The organism is Skermanella pratensis (assembly GCF_008843145.1).
GTDB classification, from domain to species: domain Bacteria; phylum Pseudomonadota; class Alphaproteobacteria; order Azospirillales; family Azospirillaceae; genus Skermanella; species Skermanella pratensis.
Map to the genome: position 1 here is coordinate 5728001 of NZ_CP030265.1, position 23950 is coordinate 5751950.

General features: G+C 68.7%; 20 protein-coding genes. 10 read left to right on the forward strand and 10 right to left on the reverse strand.

All coding sequences use genetic code 11. The features are described from left to right. Positions 1-136: 136 nt before the first annotated feature. Positions 137-1843, forward strand: coding sequence for an AMP-binding protein (locus DPR14_RS26380; protein WP_158047796.1), 1707 nt, complete (start codon positions 137-139; stop codon positions 1841-1843). A gap of 76 nt (positions 1844-1919) precedes the next feature. Here the strand turns inward: DPR14_RS26380 and DPR14_RS26385 are convergent, their stop codons facing one another. Then, positions 1920-3035 carry a porin gene (locus DPR14_RS26385; RefSeq protein WP_158047797.1) on the reverse strand — a complete coding sequence of 372 codons (1116 nt, stop codon included), beginning with the start codon at positions 3033-3035 and terminating at the stop codon, positions 1920-1922. A gap of 336 nt (positions 3036-3371) precedes the next feature. Between DPR14_RS26385 and DPR14_RS26390 the strand changes: the two genes are divergently transcribed. Further along, positions 3372-4091: a heme ABC transporter permease gene (locus DPR14_RS26390; protein WP_158047798.1), complete on the forward strand. Its 720-nt coding sequence runs from the start codon at positions 3372-3374 to the stop codon at positions 4089-4091. Between the two features lie 130 nt (positions 4092-4221). Here DPR14_RS26390 and DPR14_RS26395 read toward each other — a convergent pair whose 3' ends face one another. Continuing rightward, positions 4222-4683 (reverse strand): Lrp/AsnC ligand binding domain-containing protein, encoded by a 462-nt coding sequence (locus DPR14_RS26395; protein ID WP_158047799.1) that lies wholly within the window; start codon positions 4681-4683, stop codon positions 4222-4224. 156 nt (positions 4684-4839) lie between these two features. On the opposite strand from DPR14_RS26395, the gene putA reads away from it, so the two are divergent. Beyond that, positions 4840-8610: a bifunctional proline dehydrogenase/L-glutamate gamma-semialdehyde dehydrogenase PutA gene (putA, locus tag DPR14_RS26400; RefSeq protein ID WP_158047800.1), complete on the forward strand. Its 3771-nt coding sequence runs from the start codon at positions 4840-4842 to the stop codon at positions 8608-8610. 23 nt (positions 8611-8633) lie between these two features. Here putA and DPR14_RS26405 read toward each other — a convergent pair whose 3' ends face one another. After that, positions 8634-9668: an SDR family oxidoreductase gene (locus DPR14_RS26405; RefSeq protein ID WP_158047801.1), complete on the reverse strand. Its 1035-nt coding sequence runs from the start codon at positions 9666-9668 to the stop codon at positions 8634-8636. A gap of 247 nt (positions 9669-9915) precedes the next feature. On the opposite strand from DPR14_RS26405, the gene DPR14_RS26410 reads away from it, so the two are divergent. Then, positions 9916-10299 (forward strand): c-type cytochrome, encoded by a 384-nt coding sequence (locus tag DPR14_RS26410; RefSeq protein ID WP_158047802.1) that lies wholly within the window; start codon positions 9916-9918, stop codon positions 10297-10299. Between the two features lie 49 nt (positions 10300-10348). Here the strand turns inward: DPR14_RS26410 and DPR14_RS26415 are convergent, their stop codons facing one another. Beyond that, positions 10349-10651: a 4a-hydroxytetrahydrobiopterin dehydratase gene (locus DPR14_RS26415; protein ID WP_158047803.1), complete on the reverse strand. Its 303-nt coding sequence runs from the start codon at positions 10649-10651 to the stop codon at positions 10349-10351. A gap of 58 nt (positions 10652-10709) precedes the next feature. On the opposite strand from DPR14_RS26415, the gene DPR14_RS26420 reads away from it, so the two are divergent. Continuing rightward, positions 10710-11111, forward strand: coding sequence for a metallopeptidase family protein (locus tag DPR14_RS26420; RefSeq protein ID WP_158047804.1), 402 nt, complete (start codon positions 10710-10712; stop codon positions 11109-11111). Between the two features lie 190 nt (positions 11112-11301). Here the strand turns inward: DPR14_RS26420 and DPR14_RS26425 are convergent, their stop codons facing one another. The 6 genes from DPR14_RS26425 to DPR14_RS26445 form a co-directional block, all read right to left on the reverse strand. Next, positions 11302-12138 (reverse strand): transglutaminase-like domain-containing protein, encoded by an 837-nt coding sequence (locus tag DPR14_RS26425; protein ID WP_158047805.1) that lies wholly within the window; start codon positions 12136-12138, stop codon positions 11302-11304. A gap of 105 nt (positions 12139-12243) precedes the next feature. Then, entirely contained in the window at positions 12244-12804 is a 561-nt protein-coding gene (locus tag DPR14_RS27920; RefSeq protein ID WP_211103880.1) for a hypothetical protein, read from the reverse strand. A 347-nt stretch (positions 12805-13151) separates the two neighbouring features. After that, positions 13152-13289 carry a hypothetical protein gene (locus tag DPR14_RS27635; protein WP_192499178.1) on the reverse strand — a complete coding sequence of 46 codons (138 nt, stop codon included), beginning with the start codon at positions 13287-13289 and terminating at the stop codon, positions 13152-13154. Further along, the gene (locus DPR14_RS26435; protein WP_158047806.1) at positions 13286-16150 is read right to left on the reverse strand and encodes a [protein-PII] uridylyltransferase; all 2865 of its coding nucleotides are present in this window, start codon (positions 16148-16150) and stop codon (positions 13286-13288) included. Before DPR14_RS26435 ends, DPR14_RS27635 begins: the two co-directional genes overlap by 4 nt. Positions 16151-16306: 156 nt before the next feature. Then, positions 16307-17515 (reverse strand): hypothetical protein, encoded by a 1209-nt coding sequence (locus tag DPR14_RS26440; RefSeq protein WP_158047807.1) that lies wholly within the window; start codon positions 17513-17515, stop codon positions 16307-16309. 55 nt (positions 17516-17570) lie between these two features. Beyond that, positions 17571-19862, reverse strand: a complete 2292-nt coding sequence (locus tag DPR14_RS26445; RefSeq protein WP_158047808.1) for a DEAD/DEAH box helicase — start codon at positions 19860-19862, stop codon at positions 17571-17573. Between the two features lie 627 nt (positions 19863-20489). On the opposite strand from DPR14_RS26445, the gene DPR14_RS26450 reads away from it, so the two are divergent. The 5 genes from DPR14_RS26450 to DPR14_RS26470 all read left to right on the forward strand — a co-directional run bounded on the left by DPR14_RS26450 (position 20490) and on the right by DPR14_RS26470 (position 23944). Further along, on the forward strand, positions 20490-21695 hold the full coding sequence (locus DPR14_RS26450) for a sensor histidine kinase (RefSeq protein ID WP_192499179.1): 1206 nt from the start codon (positions 20490-20492) through the stop codon (positions 21693-21695). Continuing rightward, a complete protein-coding gene (locus DPR14_RS26455; protein ID WP_158047810.1) occupies positions 21692-22081 on the forward strand; it encodes a response regulator in 390 nt (129 codons plus the stop codon). Before DPR14_RS26450 ends, DPR14_RS26455 begins: the two co-directional genes overlap by 4 nt. A 343-nt stretch (positions 22082-22424) precedes the next feature. Continuing rightward, on the forward strand, positions 22425-22670 hold the full coding sequence (locus DPR14_RS26460) for a hypothetical protein (protein ID WP_158047811.1): 246 nt from the start codon (positions 22425-22427) through the stop codon (positions 22668-22670). Between the two features lie 10 nt (positions 22671-22680). Further along, positions 22681-22914, forward strand: a complete 234-nt coding sequence (locus DPR14_RS26465; protein WP_158047812.1) for a hypothetical protein — start codon at positions 22681-22683, stop codon at positions 22912-22914. A 301-nt stretch (positions 22915-23215) separates the two neighbouring features. Next, complete coding sequence (locus tag DPR14_RS26470; protein WP_192499180.1) at positions 23216-23944, forward strand: terminase small subunit; 729 nt, start codon at positions 23216-23218, stop codon at positions 23942-23944. The last annotated feature ends 6 nt before the right edge of the window (positions 23945-23950 follow it).

The following is a 23950-nucleotide window of genomic DNA, read 5'->3' on the forward strand; positions in this document are numbered from 1 at the left end:
ATTCGTTTCGTTATCAACACGTTTACCTCAGGTCGGCGCGGATGGACAGACCCCACCACGCCGCCTAAACTTCCGCCGCCAAACAAGGGGGCCGGGCATCCGGCATCGGACCCCCAAGGGGACGGAGGAAGACGAGATGACGACGCCCGGAGCGGAATTCCTGAAAGCACGCGACTTCCTGATCGAACATCGCGAGGATTACGAGACCGCGTACCGCGATTTCCGTTGGCCGGAGTTCGAAACCTTCAACTGGGCGCTGGATTATTTCGATCCCATGGCGCGCGGCAACGACAGGACCGCCCTGTGGATCGTCGAGGAAGGCGGCGCCGAGACGAAGCTGACCTTTTCGCAGATGGCCGAGCGTTCCGACCGTGTGGCCACCTGGCTGCGCTCCCAGGGCGTGCGGCGCGGCGACCCGATCCTGCTGATGCTCGGCAACGTGGCGCCGCTGTGGGAAACCATGCTGGCGGCGATCAAGCTGGGCGCCGTGCTGATCCCCAGCACCACCCTGCTGAACGCCGAGGACCTCGCCGACCGGATCGAGCGGGGCCGGGTCGCCCACGTGATCGCCGGGGCGGAGGACGCCGCCAAGTTCGACGGCCTGCCCGGCGCCTACACCCGGATCGCGGTCGGCGCCGCCGCCGCGCCGGAAGGCTGGCGCCGCTTCGAGGACGCCTACGGCTCGCCCTCCTCGTTCGAGCCGGACGGCCCGACCCGCGCCGACGACCCGCTGCTGCTCTACTTCACCTCCGGCACCACGGCCAAGGCCAAGCTGGTGGAGCACAGCCACCGCAGCTATCCGGTCGGCCACCTCTCGACGCTCTACTGGCTGGGGCTGATGCCCGGCGACATCCACCTGAACATCAGTTCGCCCGGCTGGGCCAAGCATGCCTGGAGCAATTTCTTCGCGCCGTGGAACGCCGGGGCGGCGGTCTTCGTCTACACCTACAAGCGGTTCTCGGCGCCCGACATGCTGTCGGTGATCGCGCGCTGCGGAGTCACCACCCTGTGCGCGCCGCCAACGGTGTGGCGCCTGTTCATCCAGGAGGACCTGAAGTCCTATCCGGTCAAGCTGCGCGACCTGATCGGCGCCGGCGAGCCGCTCAACCCGGAAGTGATCGACACGGTGCGCGAAGCCTGGGGCATCACGATCCGCGACGGCTACGGCCAGACCGAGACGACGGCCCAGATCGCCAACCCGCCGGGCCAGCCGGTCAAGCCCGGCTCCATGGGACGCCCGCTGCCGGGATATGTGGTGAAGCTGCTCGACGCCGACGGAATGGAACGGCCCGAAGGCCAGGTCTGCCTGATGCTCGACCGCCGGCCGGTCGGCCTGATGACCGGCTACCGCGACGATGACGCCCGTACGGACGAGATCATGGCGGGCGGCTACTACCGCACCGGCGATGTCGCGATGAAGGACGAGGACGGCTACCTGACCTATGTCGGCCGGGCCGACGACGTGTTCAAAGCCTCCGACTACCGGATCAGCCCCTTCGAGCTGGAGAGCGCGCTGATCGAGCATGAGGCGGTGGCCGAAGCTGCCGTGGTGCCGAGCCCCGATCCCCTGCGGCTGGCGGTTCCCAAGGCCTATCTGGTGCTGACCGCGGGCTGGCGGCCCGACCGGGAGACCGCGCTGGCGATCTTCCGCCACGTCCGCCGGCACCTGGCGCCCTACAAGCGGGTGCGCCGGATCGAGTTCGCCGACCTGCCCAAGACCATCTCCGGCAAGATCCGCCGCGTCGAGCTTCGCCGCGCGGAGGAGGGAAGGCCGGGCGGCGCCGGACGGAGCCCACTGGAGTTCTGGGAAGAGGATTTCCCGGAGCTGAAGGAACAGTCCTGACCGGCCGGAACGGCAAGGGGCGGGAGTGCCGGACCTCTCGGCCGGGCACTCCCGCCCCCAATCCTCCGACTCCGGATCAGAAGTCCAGACGGGTGCCCACGACGAAGACGTAGCCTTCGTTGCTGAAGGTCGGGCCGGCGGTGGCCGGGCGGACATCCTCGTCGACGAACATCAGGTCGGACTGCACGACGAGGCCCGGCGCCAGGGTATAGGCGACGCCGACGCCGTACGACTTGTAGTCGCTGGCATAGGTCGAGGCGTCTCCCTTGTAGCCTTCGGCATCCATGTAGCTGGCGCCGACGGCGATCGGGCCGGCGGTGTAGCTCAGGCCGAGATGCCACACGGACTGGTCGTTGTCGACGGCGCCGGTGGGAACGTTGAAGTCGTCGGCTTCCACATAGCCGCCGCCCAGGACGAAGCCGCCGAAGCCGACCTGGCCGCCGACGTTCCAGGCGGTGAAGTCCTCCAGGGTGCCGATGAGGGGGTTGCCCTGGCCCGAGGCCGTCGAGATGGTGGCGCCGGCCGCGACGGAGAATCCGCCGAACTCGCCGGTGTAGTTGATGCCGCCCTCGATCCAGTCCTTGTAGCTCAGGTTCACGTCCTCCAGGGCGACCACGTTCTGGCCCTGGCTGTCGCTCTCCGGCGCATAGCTGACGCCGGCCTGGAAGCCCGCGAACCGCGGGGTCAGGTACATGACCTTGGTCGCGTCGCCCGAGTTCGGGATATGGATGCCGAACGCGATCTGCGAGCCGAGGGCGAGGCCGGTGTCGGATTCGGCCCCCAGGAAGTCGTAGGCATCGCCGTCGATCTGCTCGATGCCGATCACCGGCGCATAGATCTTCAGGGTGTCGGCGGCGCCGTCGAAGTCGCCGAGTTCGAGCCGGCCCCAGGTGCCGCCGAGATAGACCGACGCCTCGTCGGTGCCGACGCTGGTGGCGCTGCCGCCGGTGCTGTTCTGAAGTTCGACCTTGGCGCCGTAGAGCAGGCCGTTGTCGGCCTTGCCGTCGGCGCGGACGACGATCTCGGTCTCGAGCTGGAACTCACGGTCGGTGCGGCCCGGCGCGTCGTCCTCGTAGAAGCCGGCGAAGAACTCCGTGTAGCCGCCAAGGCTGACCGTGATCTGGGCTTGTGCAACCGACGCGAACAGCATGCCGCTTGCCAGCGCCGTTCCAGTGAGAAGGATCCGCTTCATAAGTCTGCCCCGTTTGAAGTTTGTTATCCCGATGCCGTCATTGAGTTCATTAGTGCCGTATCGGTCGCCTTATTGATGCGCAAACGCGACAAATCCAAAAGCCGGTTTCTCTGTGACTTAGAAAAAATGCACCCTTCAGTGCTTATTCAGTAACATCATCCAAAATGTCTATATTCATTTAGGCAAAATTATTTGCTTCATCTCCAAAAGTGGTAATTGACTTAGCTGGATTTATGCTCGCCGCACTTCGGGATTGCGGCACCGCGGCGGGATCGGCGGGTTTGACAGCGCCCCCGGCGCGACCCCATATTCCGGAAAACAGGATCGATCGGAACCATGCACCGCTTCGCCAATCCCGCACGCTTTCTCCGCCTGTCCAGCGTCGTTCTGCCGTGGGTGGCGGGTGCCACCGTCGTGCTGACGATCGTCGGGCTCTACCTGGCGCTGTTCGCCTCGCCGCCCGATTACCAGCAGGGCGAAACGGTCCGGATCATGTACATCCATGTCCCGGCGGCCTGGATGGCGCTGTTCGTCTACACCAACATGGCGATCGCGGCGGCCGTCGGCCTGGTCTGGAAGCATCCGCTGGCCGACCTGTTCACCAAGGCCGCCGCCCCCGTCGGGGCCGGCTTCACGGCGGTCTGCCTGATCACGGGCAGCCTGTGGGGCGAGCCGATGTGGGGCACCTGGTGGGTGTGGGATGCCCGGCTGACCAGCGTGCTGATCCTGTTCTTCCTGTACCTGGGCTACATGGCCCTGGTGAACGCCTTCGACGACCCGACCCGCGGCTCCAAGGCCGGCGCCATCCTTCTGCTGGTCGGCGTGGTCAACGTGCCGATCATCAAGTTCTCGGTAGACTGGTGGAACACCCTTCACCAGCCGGCCAGCGTGGTGAGGATGGGCGGCCCGAGCATCGATCCCAGCATGCTGACCCCCCTCCTGATCATGGGCCTGGCCTTCACGACCTACTTCATCACCGTCGTCCTGCTGCGCGTACGCAGCGAGATCGCCGCCCGCAAGATCCAGATGCTCCGCCTGACCCAGGCGCAGGGATAAGGTTTTTTTGGCCGCAGATGCACGCAGATAAACCCAGATAACCTCCGGCTGCCGGCGCTCCGGTCGGCTGCTTGCGATCATCCATCGATCCCATCTGAGTTTATCTGCGTGCATCTGCGGCCAATGACCTTCAGCCCCCCGGCACCGGCAAGGTCATGTCGTCCTTGACCGTCTCCATCACCACATAGGTGTGCGTCTGCTGGACATGGGGCAGGCGCGAGATCGTGTCGCCCAGCAGCCGGCGGTAATGCTGGATGTCACGCGTCCGCACCTTCAGCAGGTAGTCGAAGTCGCCGGCGATCATGTGGCAGGACTGGATTTCCGGCACCCGGCGGACCGCCTCGTTGAAGCGCTCCAGCTCGTCGGCGGTCGTGCCGCGCAGCACCACCTGGACCAGCACCACATGGTCCGCGTCCAGCGCCACCGGGTCCAGCTCGGCCCGGTAGCGCCGGATCACGCCCGCGGCCTCCAGCCGCCTCAGCCGTTCCGAGCAGGGCGTCTTGGTCAGGTTGACCTTGCCGGCCAGTTCCACGACCGAAATCCGGCCGTTCTGCTGAAGCTCGCGCAAGATCGCGCGGTCGATCCGATCCATGCCCCCTCCCAAGCCACTTCGCCTGCCGAATCCGCCAGGGCAGGCATTATGGCTGAAATTCCGCCAAAATCGGAGCCTATGGCTACTGCCGGTCTGGGATAATCCAGGTCATCGAGTTCTTGACTTACAGCTTGACTTACAGGGAGTGCGGTAGCGATGGATCCGGCAGTGCTGCGCGACGACATCGACAGGTCCTATTTCGCCGACGAAGCCGCTACCGTCCATCAACGCATGGAGGCGATCCGGCTGGACCGCGCCGCCCGGCGCAGGATTTCCGACCGGGCCGAGGCGATCGTCCGCCGCCTGCGCACCGATCCCACTCCCAACCTGATGGAGACCTTCCTCGCCGAGTACGGCCTGTCCACGGACGAGGGCGTGGCGCTCATGTGCCTGGCCGAGGCTTACCTCCGGGTGCCCGACGCGCCGACCCTGGACGCGCTGATCCGCGACAAGATCGGCGGAGCCGACTGGTCGAAGCATGCCGGCGAGACCGACAGCCTGCTGGTCAGCGCCTCGACCTGGGCGCTGATGCTGACCGGCAGGATCTTCCGCAACGACTCTCCCGCCGGTCCGCAGGTCGCCGGCACCCTGCGCCGTCTGGTCCAGCGGGTCGGCGAGCCGGTGGTCCGCTCCGCGGTCGCCCAGGCGATGAAGGTCATGGGCCAGCAGTTCGTGCTCGGCCGGACCATCGAGGAGGCGATCCGGCGCGGCGACTCGCGGCGCGCCAAGGGTTACCGCTTCTCCTACGACATGCTGGGCGAGGCGGCGCGGACCGGGCCGGACGCCAGGCGCTACTGGGAAAGCTACGCCGCCGCGATCGACACCATCGCGCGCCACGCCGACGCCAAGGCACCTGTCCACGACAACCCCGGCATCTCCGTCAAGCTGTCGGCGCTCCACCCGCGCTACGAGGCTACCCAGCGCGACCGGGTCCTGGAAGAGCTGGTGCCCGGCCTGCACGCCCTGGCGGTCAAGGCCAGGGACGCCAATATCGGCTTCAACATCGACGCGGAGGAGGCGGACCGGCTGCCCCTGTCCCTCGACGTGATCGAGCGGGTGCTCGAATCGCCCGAACTGGCGGGCTGGGAAGGCTTCGGCGTCGTAGTCCAGGCCTATTCCAAGCAGTGCCTGCCGGTCCTGCGCTGGGTCCGGGCGCTGGCCGACCGGCTCGACCGCAAGCTGGCGGTCCGGCTGGTCAAGGGAGCCTACTGGGACTCGGAGATCAAGAATTCCCAGATGCTGGGCCTGCCGGGCTATCCGGTGTTCACCCGCAAGACCTCGACCGACGTCTCCTATCTCGCGGGTGCCCGGTTCCTGCTGGACAACCGCGACCGCCTCTATCCCCAGTTCGCCACCCACAACGCCCAGACCGCCGCCGCGGTGCTGGAGATGGCCGGCAACGACGGGGGCGGGTTCGAATTCCAGCGGCTGCACGGCATGGGCCAGGCGCTGCACGACCAGTTGCTGGAGGAGGCCGGGCGGCCGTGCCGCATCTATGCGCCGGTCGGCGTCCATAAGGACCTGCTGGCCTACCTGGTCCGCCGGCTGCTGGAGAACGGCGCCAACTCCTCTTTCGTCCACCAACTCCTGGACGAGGACGTGCCGCCGGAAGTGCTGGTGCGCGACCCCATCGCCGCGACCGAGGCGGCACCCTCCGTGCCGAACCCGAAGATCCCGCTGCCGCCCGACCTGTTCAATGGCGAACGGCGCAATTCGGCCGGCTGGAACCTCAACAACCCCGTCATGGCGGCCCGGGTCGAAGCCGGCATGGCGCCGTTCCGCACCGCCCGCTGGACCGCGGCGCCCCTGGTCGGAGGCTCCGTCCTGGACGGGGAGGAAGTGCCGGTGCTGAACCCGGCCTGCCGCACGGACCGGGTCGGCACCGTCCGGCAGGCCGGCAAGGAAGCCGCCGACCGCGCCCTCGACGTCGCGGCCGCCGCCTTCCCGGCCTGGCGCGACCGGACCCCGGCCGAGCGCGCGGCGATCCTGGACCGCATCGCCGACCTCTACGAGGCCAACACCTTCGAGCTGATGGCGATCCTGGCCCGCGAGGCCGGCAAGACCCGCATGGACGGCGTGCTGGAGGTACGCGAGGCGGTGGATTTCTGCCGCTACTACGCCGCCCGGGCGCGGCGGCTGCCGGCCGGATCGCAGGGACAGGGACAGGGACAGGGGCAGGGGCAGGGACAGGGACTGGGACCGTTCGTCTGCATCTCGCCGTGGAACTTCCCGCTGGCGATCTTCACCGGGCAGGTGGTCGCGGCCCTGGTCGCCGGCAACACCGTGATCGCCAAGCCGGCCGAGCAGACGCCCCTGATCGCGGCCCGGGCGGTGGCGCTGATGCTGGAGGCCGGCGTGCCGCCGGACGTCCTGGCCCTGCTGCCCGGCGACGGCGCGGTGGTCGGGGCGGCGCTGACCGGCGATCCGCGCACGGCCGGCGTCTGCTTCACCGGCTCGACCGGGACCGCCATCCTGATCGACCGCGCGCTGGCCGCCCACGGATCGGCCAGGGCGCCGCTGATCGCCGAGACCGGCGGCCTGAACGTCATGATCGTGGACAGCACCGCCCTGGTCGAGCACGCGGTCCGCGACATCGTCAATTCCGCCTTCCAGAGCGCCGGCCAGCGCTGCTCGGCGCTCCGCGCCGTGTTCGTCCAGTCCGACATCCGGGACCACCTGCTCGCCATGCTCGAAGGGGCGGCGATGGAACTGCGGGTCGGCGACCCGTGGGACCCCGCGACCGATGTCGGCCCCGTGATCGACGCGGAGGCGCTGGGCGTCATCGAGGACCATTGCCGGAGCTTCGGGAAGGCCGGGCGGGTGCTGTTCCGCCATCCGCTGCAAGGGATCGCCGGGAACGGCCTGTTCGTCGCCCCGACTGCCATCGCCCTCGACCGGTTCGACGCGCTGGAGCGGGAGATCTTCGGCCCCGTGCTCCACGTCGTCCCGTTCGAGGCGCACGAGATCGACCGGGTCGTGGATGCCGTCAACGCGCGCGGCTACGGCCTGACCCTGGGCATCCATTCCCGCCTGGACGACCGGATCGAGGCGATCTGCCGGCGCGCCCGGGTCGGGAACATCTATGTCAACCGCAACCAGATCGGCGCCGTGGTCGGGGTCCAGCCGTTCGGCGGCGAGGGCCTGTCCGGCACCGGGCCGAAGGCCGGCGGGCCGCACTACCTGGCCCGCTTCACCCGTCCCGCTCCGGCGTCCATGCCCTCGGCCGCCTCTTTCGTCCCGCCGGCCGGCCTGGGCGGGGGGGCTGGAGATCCCGCCGCCTTCGCCGAGGCCGCCCGGCTGGCCGGGCCGGACTGGGACGCCCGTACCGACCGCGCCGTGATCCTGCGGCGGGCCGTCACCCTGCTGCCGGAGGCGCTGCGGCCGACGGCCGAGGCGGCGCTGGCGGCGGCCTCGCCCGCCTTCGCGGCGGCGGAGCCCTTGCCCGGCCCGACCGGCGAGAGCAACCACCTGGCCCTGCACGGCCGGGGCATCGCCCTGTGCCTGGGAGGGAACCCGGGAAGGTCTCCGGGCGGCGGCGCGGACCCCGCCGGCGCCCTGGTGGCCCAGGCGTTCCTGGCGCTGGCCGCCGGCAACGCGGCGGCGCTGGCGGGGAACAACCCCGCGGCGGGTGCCGTCGTCGCGGCCCTGCGCAAGGTCGGCGTTCCCGACGGCGTGGCCGCCGCGGTGACGGTCGCCGATGCCGCCGAAACGCTCCGGATCTTCCCCGATCTCGGCGTGGTCGCCTTCGAGGGAACCGACGCGGAGGCCGTCCCGCTGCGCCGGGCGCTGGCGGAGCGGGACGGCAGGCGCGTGCCGCTGGCGACGCTCGCGGAAGGCGTCGAGCGGTTCGCGACCGAGCGGGTCGTCAGCATCGACACGACCGCGTCCGGCGGCAACGCCTCGCTGCTGACGCTGGGCGACGGCTGAGCCGGGGCCCCGGAGCCTGGGCCTCAGTCGTACCCCAAGTCCCGGTGGCGGAGCCGGCGCCCGCCGCCGATCATGAGGGCGCCCAGCGCGGCCGCGCCGGCGACCAGGGCGGCGGCCGCCATGGGGTGCATCGCGGCCGTGGTGTAGTAGCTCCGCTCCCGGACCACGCTGTGCCGGCCGGCGCGTTCGCGGCCGTCGCGCCCTGTCGGGCCGTACAGGTTGTCGGTCCGGCGGCGAAGCGGGCCGCCGCTCCGCTGCCAGCCGATCGCCGCCGACCTCATCAACTTGTCGGTCAGGCGCGGCGCCAGCGCCTCCGACAGGGAGGCGAGCTTGCCGCCGCTGCCGACGGTCAGTTCCCGCACGGAATGTTCGGCCGCGTGCAGGATGGCCTCGGCGACCACCTCGGGCGCGTAGACCGGGGGCGGGTTGAGCGGCTCCGAGCCCATCAGGGTCTTCGCGTGCTCCTCCAGCTGGGTATCGACCGCGGCGGGCTTGATCAGGGTGACGGAGACCGGGGCGCCTTCGGCCTCCAGTTCCATACGCAGCGCGTTAGTGAAGCCCTTGACCGCGTGCTTGGTCGCGCAATAGGTCGCCTGGAGCGGCACCGCCCGGTCGCCCAGGACGCTGCCCACGTTGACCAGGGCGCCGCCGTGCCGGCGGAACCGGGCGGCGGCGATGCGCGAGCCGATCACCGTGCCCCAGTAGTTGGTCTCGAACAGTTGCCGCTGGTCCTCCATCGACGTGTCCTCGGCCTTGCCGTAGATCGAGGTGCCGGCATTGTTGACCCAGGTGTCGAACCCGCCGAACTCGCGGAGCGCCGTCCCGGCCAGCTCGTTCATGGCGTCCTCGTCGGCGACGTCGGCCACCACGAAGACCGCCCGACCCCCGTCGCGCCGGATGTCCGCCTCGACCTCGCGCAATGCGTTCTCGTCGCGTGCCGCCAGGACCAGCCGCGCGCCGCGCCTGCCGGCCATCCGGGCGGTCGCGAGCCCGATGCCGCTGCTGGCGCCTGTGATGACGATGACCTGGTCTTCCACGGGTTTCAGTCTTACGGGCATGGGAGATCTTTCAAGGATACGAAGAACATCGGCCACCAACAGCGGCGACGGCTCCGGGTTCCTTGCCCGGGTTTCCATAAGGCCCGTCCGACGGGACTCCGCACGGGGGGCGCGGCATAATAACCCTTCCATCAATGGTACTATTATCCGGCCCCGTCGCCCGCGCCTATAGTGCGCGGGCCAGGGTTGCGGTGGGGTGCCGGAATGGGGCCGGCCGCGGCAGCCCTGTTGAACAGAGGCGAACACCATGAGACTACTGGCCCGTAAACTGCCGGTATTGATGCTGGCCCTTGCAGGCGCCCTCGCCGCAGGACAGGCGACGGCGCAGACCAAGTCCGTCCCGGACAGCCATCCGTTCCGCCAATGCGCCGGCTGCCACTCGCTGGACACCTCGTCCAACGCTTTCGGCCCGACGCTGATCGGCGTTTATGGCCGCCAGGCGGGCGCGGTGCCGCGCTTCGCCTATTCCGAGGCGGTGCAGAAGTCCGGCGTGGTCTGGAACGACGAAACCCTGCGCAAATGGATCGCGGGCAACGACGCCTTCATTCCCGGCACCCGCATGCGCCACGTCGCCATCACCGACAAGGCGCAGCAGGACGAACTGATCGAGTTCCTGAAGGCTCTGAAGTGACGTCCCGGCGGGACGGAGCCGACCGGCGGTCCGTCCCGTCCCGCCGCGCTCAGCGGTCGTGTTCCAGCGCGATGCCGTCCATGTGATGGGCCAGTTCCACGTCGCGCTCCGACAGTCCCTCCACATCGTGGGTGGCCAGGATCACCTCGACCCGGTTGTAGACGTTGAACCATTCCGGGTGGTGGTCCATCTTCTCCGCCTTGAGGGCCACCCGGGTCATGAAGCCCCAGGCGGTCGCGAAATCGGGGAAATGATAGGTCTTGCGGATCGCGTCGCGATCCTCCACCTCCGACCAGCCGTGAAGCTCCGCAAGTGCCGATTGACGTCTGGCGCCGACCAGTTTCTCGACCATATTCAGCCTCCCTCTTTGTCGTATGATCTCCAGCGGTCGATCAGGAGAATGCGCCCCCATGAGCAAGCAAATCAATGCCCCCACCATCGCCGACATCGAGGCGCTGGCCGACGAGGCGCTCCGGACCATCCCGCCCGAACTGCTGCGTTTCGTCGGCAACGTGGTGATCCATGTGGAGGATTTCCCCGACGAGGAGACCGAGCGGGAGATGGAGCTGGAGTCGCCGTTCGACCTGCTCGGCCTCTACCGGGGCGTCGACCTGGCGCACAAGAGCGTCACCGCCACGCCGAGCGACCTGGACATGATCTATCTCTACCGCCGGCCGCTGCTGGACTACTGGTGCGAGACCGGCGAGGATCTGGCCCATCTGGTCCGCCATGTCCTGATCCACGAGATCGGCCACCATTTCGGCTTCTCCGACGACGACATGGACGTGATCGAGGCCAGCGTTCCCGACTGAAGGGCGTCACATCATGAACCCGGCCCGATTCTGGTGGTTCCGCACGGTGTCGTTGATGACGTTCGGCGGAGCGGAGTGCGGTAGGTCGGCCTTCGGCCGAGGCCGACCTACGATAAACCCATCGAAAACACTGTGCCGAGCCCTTGAAGTGTCCCGGCCGAAACATTGCATTGGCCGCCGGGGTCCCGCCTCAGCGCTCCGACAGGCTCACGGCGTCGGTCGTCAGGTCCCCGTCGGTGCCGCGGCCGGGCGAGCTGATGGCGACCTCCATCTCGTCCGGCTTGGCCTTGCCGAAGAAGGACGAGAACGACACCTCGGCGGCGTCGCGGCCGACTCCGATGCGGATCAGCCCGTCCAGCGCCGCCTTGCGGGTCGCGTCGAACAGGTACCAGCGCCCGCCCAGGAAGGCCTCGAAGGTGGCGTGGAAGTCGGGAGGATCCAGCCGGAACGCGTAGGCGCTGACATAGCGCGCCGGAATGTCCATCGCCCGGCACAGGGTGATGCCGAGATGGGCGAAGTCGCGGCAGACGCCGGCATGGTCGATGATGGTATCGACCGCCGAGGTCGTCCCGTGGGAGCTTCCCGGCAGGTATTCCAGGTTGTCGTGGATCCAGTTGCAGATCGCCGTGACCCGCTGGTGGCCGGGAGCGAACTCGCCGAACTGCCGGAACGCGAAGGCGCGCAGGCGGTCGGACTGGCAGAACCGCGACGGATTCAGGTGCGGCAGCACGTCCAGCGGCAGGTCTATCGGCGCCACCTGGCCGATGCCGGCGGGGTCCTCGACCAGGGGATCCAGGTCCACCTCGGCCCGGTACCGCACCAGCAGCTTGCCGGGAGGGGCCACGACCTTGAAGAAGCGGTTGCCGGATTCACCCATGGTGAAGCGGTCGATCTCGCGTCCGCCGTCCAGGTCCAGGTGCTCGCCCAGGATCACCTGGCGGTCGAACTGCGCGGGCTGAAGGTTGAAGAAGCAGACCGTTTCTTCCTCGATGTCGTAACCCAGCTTGCAGCTTACAGAATACTTCATGACGGCCTCCGCGCGACGCGCACCAGTTGGAACGGCGTCAAAACGCCGATGGTGCGCTGCGGTTCCCTCCCGAAGCGGTCCTAACCCGTATCCCCGCCGGTACCCTCACAGATCGCCGAGAACCAGCTGCTTCTCGTCCTGCTTGAGCTTCTGGACCGGCTTTTCCGGGGACTTGGCGGCAGCCCGCCGGACGTCGCGCGTCGCCTCCGCCAGCTTCGAACCGGGATCGACCTTACTGCGGGGCGCACTCCTCTTCGCGGCGACCGCCTTCTCCGGTTTGGGCGCCCTGTCCGGTTTGGGCGCCTTCTCCGGCTTGGCCGCCTTGCCGATGCCCCTGGCCGCCCGGTCCAGCGCCGCCTCGCGGTCCAGCGCCTCGGGTGCCTGGGGATCGCCGCTCAGCCATTTGCCGCGCTTGATCACCTCGTTGACGCGGCCCTGGTTGACCCCGACCTTGAAGGCGATTTCCTGCTGCGTCATCTTGGTCTTTTCATGGAGATCGAGGATCTCGCGCGCCAGTTCGGGCGTCATCTTGCGGCCCGTTACTCGCCGGGCCGGCGCCACGGACCGCTTCGCGCGGTCGCGGTCCTTCAATTTTTCCAGGATGGCGAGGGCGGAGTCCATCCCCTGCTCGCGCAATGCTTCCTCGAATTCCTTGAGTGTCGTCATGCCAGGCACACTCCCGAGTCATCGACGCCGAATTCATAATCGAATTCACCGGGACCGACCGCGCGACCGGTCTCTTCCCGACACGAATATTAGGTGTCTTCGGCGCTGATCAACAAGGAAAAAACGGAACAGTTGCGGAACGCCGGCGATCACTGCGCCGTCGTGCCGCTGCCGGCGGCTCGACCGTCACCATTGTGACCAGCCCGTCGCCCTCCGACCGGTGCAGCGCCTGTTCGAGCAGGACTCCGCGCTGGACGAGGTCCCGGTTCAGCTGCCGGACCGCCATCATCAGCAGGCGGACGCCGTTCATCCGCGGCAAAAAAGACGAGTCTGCCGAAAAACGACATTCAGAACGGAATGCCGACCCGCCAGCGCGTGGGGCTGGCGCTGCCGCCCTTGACCTCCACGTTGGGGGTCGGGACGGCGCAGGACGCCAGGAGGACGGCGGCCAGCAGGACGGCCAGCAGGGCGGCGGGCCGCGTCATTCCGCCGCTGATTCGGCCGGGGCCTTGCGCCTCGGGACCGCCGGCTTCTTCTGCCGGGAGCGCGCCCGGCTGCGCTCCGCCGCGGAGAACCTGCCGCTGTCCGCCTGGGCCTCGGCGATCGGGTCGCTGAGCGCGGTCAGGACCTTCTCGCGGATCTGGGCCAGCTTGCTCTCGTGCGAGATCTTCAGCCCGAACACGTCCTTCACATAGAACACGTCGATCGCCTTCTCGCCATAGGTCGAGACCTTGGCGGAGGAGATCTGGAGGCTGAGGTTGGTCAGCGCCCGGGTCACGTCGTACAGCAGGCCCGGCCGGTCGCGGCCGTTCAGCTCGATCACGGTGTGGGTGGTGCTGGCCTTGTTGTCGATCAGCACCCGCGGCGGCACCTTGAAGACCCGCGTGCGGTTGTTCAGCGCCGGCCTGCGCTTCGCCAGTTCCTGCAAGGGGCGGAGCTGGCCCGACAGGGTCCGCTCGATCATGACCGCGAGCTTGGCGAGCTTGTCGCCGCTGTCGAACGGCCCGCCGGCGACATCCTGCACGGAGAAGACGTCCACCGCCATGCCGTTGGTCATGGTGAAGATCTTGGCGTCCAGGATTGTCGCTCCGGCCAGCGCGAAGGCTCCGGCCAGCCGCGAGAACAGCCCCGGATGATCGTGGGTGTAGATCGTCACCTCGGTGACCGCCCGGCCCCGGTCGATCCGGGTGTCCACCGTCAGCGGCGCGCCGTCCCGGTCGGCGTTGCGCATCAGCCGGGCGTGGCGGGCGTGGGTCTCGGGGTCGAAGCTGAGCCAGTAGGCCGGATAGCCGTGGGCCAGGTGTTTCTCGATCTCGGCCTCGCTCCAGTCGGTCAGAAGCCCGCGCAGCGCCGTCTGGGCGGCGTTGACCCGGCGCTCGCGCCGCTGTGCGCTGACCACGCCGGACATCAGGTCCTCGGCGCGGTGGTACAGCTCGGCGAGCAGGGTCGCCTTCCAGGCGTTCCAGCGGCCGGGGCCGACCGCCCTTATGTCGGCGGTGGTCAGCACCAGCAGCAGCCGCAGCCGTTCCGGCGACTGGACCAGTTCGACGAAGTCGCGGATGGTCTTGTCGTCCTCCAGGTCGCGCTTGAAGGCGGCGTCCGACATGGTCAGGTGCCAGCGGACCAGCCAGGCGACGGTCTCCGTCTCCTCGGCACTCAGGCCCAGGCGCGGGCACAGCTTCTCCGCCACCTTGGCGCCCAGCACGCTGTGGTCGCCGCCGCGCCCCTTGGCGATGTCGTGCAGCAGCATGGCGACGTACAGCGCCCGGCGCGACACCAGCTTGTGGATCACCTCGCTGGCCAGCGGCAGCTCGGCCTTGAGCCCGCCCGACTCGATATCGTGCAGGATGCCGAGCGTGAACAGCGTGTGCTCGTCCACGGTGAACACGTGGTACATGTCGTACTGCATCTGGGCGACGATCCGGCCGAAGTCGGGCACGAAGCGGCCCAGAACGCCGGCCTCGTTCATCCGGCGCAGCGGCACCTCCGGGTCCTTGCGCGAGGTCAGCATCTCCAGGAACAGGCGGTTGGCATCATGGTCGGCCCGCAGCTTCGGCCCCACCGCGCCCAGCGCGCGGGTCAGCGCCCGCAGCGCGTTGGGGTGGATGTCCAGCCCGTTGACCTGCGCCACGTGGAACAGCCGGATCGTGTCCACCGGGTTGTCCTTGAACTGCCGGTCGTAGCGCACGTTCAGCCGTTCGCCGTCCAGCAGGAAGCCCTCGATGTCCTTGCGCGCCAGGGCGATGCGCAGCAGGCTGAAGCGCGGCTGGCGCTTGGCCTCCGCCTCCAGGTTGGCGCAGAAGATCCGGGTCAGGTCGCCGACGTCCTTGGCGACCAGGAAATAATGCTTCATGAAGCGCTCGACCCCGATCAGCCCGGCATGGTCCACATAGCCCAGCCGCCGGCTGATGTCGGCCTGCACGTCGAAGGTCAGCCTGTCCTCGCCCCGTCCGGCCATGTAGTGCAGGTGGCAGCGCACGGTCAGCAGGAAGTCCTGCGCCTTGGCGAACTTGGCGACTTCCTCCTCCAGCAGGACGCCCTTCTGGAGCAGGTCGGAGACGTCGTCCACCTGGTAATAGTATTTGGCGATCCAGAACAGGGTCTGGAGGTCGCGGAGCCCCCCCTTGCCCTCCTTGATGTTGGGTTCCAGCACGTAGCGGCTGTCGCCCAGCCGGCGGTGGCGGGCGTCGCGCTCGGCCAGCTTGGCCTCGATGAAGGCGGGGCCGGTCCCGGTCGCGATCTCCTTGGTGAAGCGGCGGCGCAGCTCGGCGTACAGCTTCTCCTCCCCGTGGAGGAAGCGCGACTCGAGCAGGCTGGTGCGGATCGTCACGTCGCCCTTGGCCTGCCGGATGCACTCGTCCACCGAGCGGACGGCATGGCCGACCTTCAGCCCCAGGTCCCACAGCATGTAGAGCATGTACTCGAACACCTGCTCGACCCGCGGCGTCCGCTTGTAGGGCAGCATGAACAGCAGGTCCACGTCCGAGAACGGCGCCATCTCGCCCCGCCCGTAGCCGCCGGTCGCGACGAGCGCGAAATGCTCGCCCGAGGTCGGGTTGGCGACGGGGAAGATGCAGCCCGACGTATGCTCGGCCAGCGCCCGGATGACTTGGTCCGTCAGGTAGGCGTTCTGGCGCACGCAGTCGGTGCCGGTGCCCCCCGCTTCCAGCCGCCGCCGAACCTCGGCGCGACCTTCTTCCAGCGCCTTGCGCAGCGCCGCCAGGGTATGGGTGCGCAAGGCCGCGCCGGTGCCGTGCTGCTCGGCCAGGGACGTGAGTTCGGCGACCAGGCGCCGCTTGGAGACAATGGCCCGGCGATCGGGGATGGTTTCGGAAAGGCTCAGCATGTCGACTCAACGCACTCGCGGTCTGGACGGCACCGTCCGACCGGTTCGTTCCGGCGGGACCACACCCTGTTCACTCGATATATGGGACCATCCCGTAAAGATTTTGACCCCGCCTTGGCGGCAATGGTGCCATTTCCGTCCCGTTGCCCCGCCCCGTCACCCGGCCGCGGCAGCCGCCAGCCGTTCCCCCGGCCCCGCGCGCCGTTCCCGATGCCCGCATTTCGGACAGGCGCCGGGGTGGCAGGCGCGGCAATATTCCTTGCCGCAGGCGGGGCAGGGGGCGAGCCCGGGCGGGCTGACGAGGTGGAGCGCCTCGTCGCACACCAGCCGGGCGTCCGCGGTGCCGTAGGCGAACTCGTCCGGCGCTTGGTCGAGCTGGCGGGTCAGGGGGTTCCAGTCCAGCGCGATCACCCGTTCGCCCTTGCGGCGGCGGACCTGGATCTCGAAACGCTGCACCGGCATGACCAGGTCCAGGCTCTGCACCCATTCGACCGTCACGGCCAGCGCGTAGTGGTTGCGCAGGTCGGCGATCTTGGACTCGTACTCCCGCCCGATGGCGGCGAGCCGCTGCTCCTCCCGCCGCTTCTCGGCCTCCTGGCGCGGCGTCAGGGGGCGCGGCGTCAGGGCGCCGTCGGCGGGCAGGGCCGACAGGCGCTTGGCCGCCTCTCGCCGCAACCCGTCATGGTAGTCGTAGAGCCTGCCCGCATCGCGCTCGAAACGCCGCCTCATGCCGCGCACGAACGGCTCGATCAGGGCCTGGATGCGCGGCGGCGCCATCCGCTCCAGCCGCTCCGCCAGCACCTCCGCCGGCCAGTCTGCGGGAAGCGCCGTGCCCGGCGGGACCTGCGGCGCCCCTTCCTCGATACGTTCCGCGAGCCGCTGCCACAGACGGCCGAACATCCCGTCCAGCATGCTGCCGTTGGCGAGGTTGAAGCCCAGCCGCAGGACGCTGTCGCGCTTCTCGTCGGACAGGGCGGTGCAGCGGAAGGTCAGCAGCAGGTAGCGGGTCCAGGCCGGGCTGACGCGGATCAGGCGCCACGTCGCGTTCTGGAGCTGCAACCCGTGCTCGACGATCCGTTCCGGGGCGTTCAGCGGCGGCATCTCCGGCGCCGCGACCAGGCGGGCGTGGCGGCCATGTTCGCCGAGCAGCCGGCCCAGGCGGTCGAGCCAGTCCGGTTCCAGCCCGACGCGCCGGGCATCGGGCGGCAGCTCGCCGGCGAAGCCGAGGCGGGCGGCCTCCGGCACGTCCAGGGTCCGCTGCACCTCCGGCGGGGCCAGCACGTCCAGCCCCTCCGGCTCGACCGGTTCGACGACGGCGCCGGTCTCCTCCAGGAGATCAGCCACGAACCGCTGCAGCTCACCCATTTCCCATCCCCGCCATTTCCGATCCCCGAAAGCCCGATCCGCAAAATCAGCCCCCTCACGCCGTCTCGAAGTTCTCGCCGAACAGCTCGTCGTCGAACTGCTTGGTGCTGTCATAGCCGCTCCGCGCCTCCGACAGCCGGCGGCCCAGCGCGTCGAGCGCCTCGGCGCGGCCGGGCTCGGTCGTTTCCAGCCAGGCGCTCATGATCAGCTCCGGGAAGTCCTGCTCCTCGTCGATCTCGCCCAGGATGGCGCCGACCTCGCCGACCACCAGCTCGAACATGTTGATCTTCTCGTCCAGGATGCGCAGCACCTCGTCCTCCAGGGTGCCGCGGGTCACCAGGTTGAAGATGAACACCTCGCGCTGCTGGCCGATGCGGTCCACGCGGCCGATGCGCTGTTCGATCACCATCGGGTTCCACGGGATGTCGAAGTTGACCAGCGTGTTGCAGAACTGGATGTTGCGCCCCTCGCCGCCCGACTCGGTCGAGAGCAGCACCGGCACGCGATCCCGGAAATCGGCTATCGCGGCATCCTTGGCCTGCCCGGACAGCCCCCCTTCGAACAGCGCGAAGGGAATGCCGTGCCCGCCCAGCAGGTCCGCCAGGCTGGCCAGGCTGTCGCGGTGATGGACGAAGACCAGCTTCTTTTCGGCCGGGTTCTGCTTCAGCAGGTCGATCAGGGCCGCTTCCTTGCCGCCCGACGGGATCGCCGCGTAGCGTTCGGCCAGCGCGGCCCAGTCCGCCGCCTGTCCGCGGGGCCGGCGCCCAGCGAACCGGCCTACCGCCGCCGCGGCGGCCGCCGGGGACGATCCGGCGGCGCTCAGCAGGTGGCGGAAGGCCAGGCGGTCGCGCCCGGTCTCCGACGCGGCGGCCTCGCGCACCAGCCGGTTCAGCTCCGCGTAGCAGGCCCGCTCGTCCGCCCCGCCCTCGACCCGCACGGTGGTGGCGTGCCGGCGCGGCAGGCGCAGGGCCACCACGGCGCGGGTGTTGCGGATCATCACACGGCGCATCAGGTCGCGCAGCCGTTCCTGGTTGACCGGCAGGCGCGGCTTGCCCGGCGTCATGTAGGCGGCGCGGAATTCCTTCTGCGTCTTGAAGATGCCGGGTTGCAGCAGGGTCAGCAGGTTGTACAGCTCGATCAGGCTGTTCTGCACCGGCGTGGCCGAGAGCAGCAGAAGGAATCGCTTGGGCAGGCTGTCGACCAGCTTGTAGCCCTGGCTCGACCGGTCCTTCAGGTGGTGCGCCTCGTCCACCACGACGATGTCGTGCTTGATGGCGCCCAGCAGGGCCGCGTTCTCCTTGCGCCGCGCCACGGCGATGGACGCCACCAGCCTCGGCTGCGCCCAGAAGCGTTCCGGGTCCTCGCGCAGCAGCGGGTCGTGGGTGGTCGCGGCCTCGATCCCGAACTTGGTCTCCAGCTCCTCGCGCCACTGGCCGACCAGCGACGGCGGGACCAGCACCAGCAGCCGGTCGGCCATGCCGCGCAGCAGGTATTCCTTCAGCACCATGCCGGCCTCGACCGTCTTGCCCAGTCCGACCTCGTCGGCCAGCAGCACCCGGCCGTGGAACTGCTTCAGCACCTTGCGGGCGGTCTCGACCTGGTACCAGTAGGTCTCGACATGCTGGAGGTAGGGCAGGCAGAGCAGTTCGTCGAACCCGCCGAGCAGGCCCAGATGGGTGAAGCGGTCGCGCAGCCTGTACCAGGGAAGGGAGTCGGGCGGCGCGCCGCCGGCGACCGCGCCCAGGTTGGCGAAGTCGATCCGGATCGGGATATCGGCCTCGATCCGCCGAAGCGCCGGGGCGGCGACCGGCTTCGGTGCCGCCGCCGCCGGCTCCAAAGCCGCCGGCTTGACCTTGGCCGCCGCCTTCGGCTTCCCTTTCCCGGCCGGTTTCGCCGCCGCCGCCTTCGCCGCCGCCTTCCGTTTCGGGCTCCAGTAGGCTTGGTCGCCCCGGATCTCGCTCAGCCGTTGGCCCAGCCAGCCGGCCAGGGACACCCCGGCGGGAAAGACGTGGATGGCGTTGATATAGTCGTCCAGCCCGTTCTGCTTCAGCAGATCCAGCGCCGCCGGCCGGCGTTTCTGCTGATCGAGGGTCAGCGCCAGCAGCAAGGGATATTCCAGCCCCAGCAGGAACCGCTTCTTCAGACGCTTGAGGTACAGTTGGGCACGGTCGGGCCGCTCCTCGACCAGGGCCGCGACTGCGGCCAGGGCGAGCAGGTAATATTGCCCCGGATATGTCCGCACCGCTTCCTCGGCAAGCGCCAGCGGGTGCTTGTCCCCGTTGCGGAAGGCGTCCCTGACCCTCTCGGCCCAGGCATCGACTTCCGGTGTCAGCTCGGACTCGGTCATGGCTTCCAAACAGGTCGTCGTGGCCGCCGCGGCACCCGTCGTCCGCGCGTCCGCCCAATCTGCGAAGTTTGGCGCCTTTTCTCAAGTCCTTAGGCGGCAGCCGGCGCCCCGCCGCCTGGACGGCCCCGCCACACCCCGGAAAAAACACCCGCGCGCCGGAATGTCCCTTGCAGCGCGAGGGTGAAGCGGAGACACAGTCCGTTCCCTTCACTCATCAACGAATTCCAAAGGGGCACCGGTGGACGCGAGCGTGGAACCCAGGCATCTCGGCGCGCTCTCCGGCGAAGGCGCCACGCCGTCCGCCCGGCGCACCATCGCTCTCATCTGCCTCGCCTATATCCTCGCCACGCTGGCGGTCCTGCCGTTCGCCGACCGGCCGGGGCCGGTGCTCCCGGCCATCACGACGACCTTCGGGGCCGGCGTGATGATCACGGACCTGTGCACGGCGTTCCTTCTGCTCGCCCAGGTCCGCGCGGTCCGCTCCCGGTCGCTGCTCCTGCTGTCCGCAGCCTATTTCTACAGTGCGGCGATGGCGCTCCTGCACGTCCTCACCTTCACCGGCGCGTGGATCCCGGACGAGCCCCTGATCGGAACCCCCAGTCGGTCGGATGGCTTTTCATCGCCTGGGTGCTGGGATTCCCGGCCCTGGTCCTGGCGGCCGTGGTCACCGAGGCCCGTTCGGGAAGCGGCGGGATCGCGGCCGACCGCGTGGAGCGGGCCGTCGCCGTCACCCTGGCGGCCGTCCTGGCGGCCGTCGTCCTGCTCGCGCTGGCAGCGACGGCCGGGCAGGCCTGGATACCCCGGCAGATCCAGGGCAACGTCTTCGCCACCTGGGGCAAACTGGCCCAGTGGACGTCCGTCGCCCTCTCCATGACCGCCTTCCTGATGCTCTGGCGGATCACGCGCGGAAGCAACGCGCTGTTCGGCTGGCTCGGCCTGGCCCTGGTCGCCTTCGCCGCCTCCAACGCATTGGCCGTCGCCGGCGGCGCCCGCTACACGATCGGCTGGGACCTGAGCCGGCTCAGCGGGTTCATCTCGGCCAGCCTGCTGCTCGTGTTTTTTCTCGGCCAGTTCGCCAGGCTCCACCGGTCGCTGGCAAGCGCGCTGATCCGTCTGCGCGATGCCAACGAGACTCTCGAACGACGGGTCGCCGAGCGCACTTCGGAACTCGAGGACTCGAACCGGCAGTTGCGCAAGGCGCTGGACGAGCGGAGCCTGCTGCTGCGCGAGGTCTATCACCGCGTCAAGAACAACCTCCAGGTCATCGACGGCATGATCGCCATCCAGGCGCTGGGCTGGGACGGGTCCCCGACCGAGGAGCTTCTGAACGATCTCCGCCGGCGCATCAACGCCCTCGGCCTGGTCCACCAGCAGCTGATGACGTCGGACGATCTGGCGACCTTCGACATCCGTCCCTTCCTCGAAGAACTCAGGGGCAACCTGTCGACCCTGGGCGGCGGCGCACGCCACGGCATCGATATCTCCATCGAGGCCGACGCCCTGCGGGTGGACCTGGACTTCGCCATTCCCCTCGGCCTGATCGTCACCGAACTGGTCCAGAACGCCCTGAAGCATGCCTTCCCCGACGGCGACGGCCGCAAGATTCAGGTCCGTCTCCGGCGGTGCGTCGACGGGGGACTGTTGTTGTCCGTCCACGATAACGGCAGGGGCGGGAGCAGCGGGGCAAGTCATGGAACCACGTTGGCAAGCAAAGGGTTGGGCTTGAGTATCGTGCGGGCCCTGGTGGTCCAGCTGGAGGGGGAAATGACCATATCCGAGGTCGGCGGAACCAGGGTCGAGGTGCGGATGCCCGCGCCCGAGGTCGGGCAATGACGGACGGGGACGACTGCGTTCTCATCGTCGATGACGAGCAGCTGATCGCAATGAGCCTGACCCTGACCCTTCAGTCGATGGGGCTCCGGGTCTGCGGAACTGCCGCCACCGCCGCCAAGGCCGTCGAACTCGCGCAAACACACCGCCCCTCCCTCATCCTCATGGACGTGCGGCTGAAGGGAAAGGCGGACGGCGTGGATGCCGCGATCGAGATCCACCGCTTATGCCCTACGCCGGTCATCTTCATCACCGGGTCGCGGGAGCCTGAAACCGTGGAACGCATCCACCAGGATCACCCTGCGGGGCTCCTGTTCAAACCCATCCTTCCCGGCAACCTGAGGGAGGAAGTGGACCGGGTGCTCAGCAGGAGGGCCGGGGGTCCCTGACGCGGCGCATGGGTTAACGCGGAGGGTATTGAAAGCGGAAGGTTTTGCCCGCGTGGATAGGGTGCCGCAGGCATAAAGATTGACATTCAGGCGAATTCAATCGAAAATCCGCCCGCCACGCGTGTCTCGTGGCGGCCGAACCAGGGTGCTGGAAACACTCCGGTCCGGCCTCACCATGAATGCCTCTCGTCAAAGGTCAACATCCATGGCTAACCAACTACCTAGCACAAACGGAGTGCTCGCGCTCCGGTCATTGTTACCCCCGCCGCGGCGACCTCGTTCGTCGCGGCGGGGGGACCCCTCCGGGGTGGCGTCATCCGGCGCGATCCGGCGAGGCTGACCCATGCCGACATCGGAAAGCTATGCGGCCCGGTACCATGCCGGGCTGAACGGGGTCCGTGTGTCCGACGCCAGGGGCGACCCGGTCGAAGATGCGGTCGCGACCATCATCGGCGATTCCCTGAGCGAATTGCTGGACGAGATGGACCGGCACGGGATGGAGCGGGAATCCTGCGTCTTCTGGATCGAACGCAAGCGCCCGGCGCAGTCAGATCCCCAAGACGTGCCACACGCGGCGGAGTCCGGGTGAGCGCCGCGCCATGGGCAAGCTCGGCCGCCTACTGGTGATCTGGGGCGTCCTTCTGCCATTGCTCGCCCTGCCCACCACCGGCGAATGGGGGCCGGGAACCGTCGTGATCTTCGGGATTTGGCTGAAGCAGCAAGCCTGGATATTCGGTTACCCGGTCCGCTTCGACGCGGTGCTGTGCGCCGGGCTGCTCCTGATCGGAGTCGGCTTGTCCATCGGCACCCTGGCGCGACCGGGACCGCGCTGACGGACTTTCGGAAACGAAAACGCCGGCGACCCGGCGCAGGGATTAACGAAACTGCCGATGCACCAGCACCGTAGGTCGGCCTCGGCCGAAGGCCGACGCCGACAGCGTGCCCGGAGCGTTGATGCAGGGCGTCGGCGTTCGCCCTGACGGGCGAAGGCCGACCTACGCCGAGACTCGAAGAACATCCATCACCCGCTTTGGGCACGACCGCTCAATAAGCCCACAATCCTAGAAACCTTGACCAAAATCCTACAACATGGTAAGGAACCAATTCCTCATCCCTGGTTCCGAAGGCCCTGTCATGCCCGCTCCAGTTCCCGCTTCCGCTTCCGCTCCGGCCCCCGCCGCCCCCTCCATCTACACCCCTCTCCCGCACCGCCAGGAAGCCTTCGCCCGGCACGTCGCCGCCGGCCGGGGCTATGCGGGGGCGGCGCGGCTGTCCGGCTATGCCTGGGCGGGTGCCCGCCAGACCGGCTCGCGCCTGATGAAGCAGCCGGAGGTCGCCGCCCGGGTGGTCGAGCTGACCGAGGCCGACAAAGCCCGCCGCCATGCCGAGCTGGACGAGCTGGTCGCCGCCGCCAAGCGGGTGCTGATCGACGCCATGGAGAAGCAGAACCATTTCGCGGCGCTTCGCGCCATCGACCAGATCGCCCGCCTGCGCGGCCTCGCCGGCCCCACGGCGGAGGCCCGCGACACCGCGCTCGACGCCGATCCCGAACCGGACGATAACGCCTCCGCCTGCTCCTCCATCGCCGAACCCGAGGCCCAGTTCGAGCCGCAGATGCCGCCCGCCGGCCTCGCCCCGGTCGAGCCCGCGCCCGAGGACCCGGAAAAGGCCGATGCCAGGCAGGCCAAGGCGAACTACCGCCACACCAAGCGGAGCATCGAAATCCTCAGGAAGCGGCACCCCGACCTCTACGCCCGGGTCAGCCGGGGCTCGATGGAGGATGCCGGCCTCTATTTCGACGCGGGCCTCAACCTCCTGCCGCCCGACCGCTGGCCGGGCGCCGCGTCCCCGGCGCACCCGTGATGACGG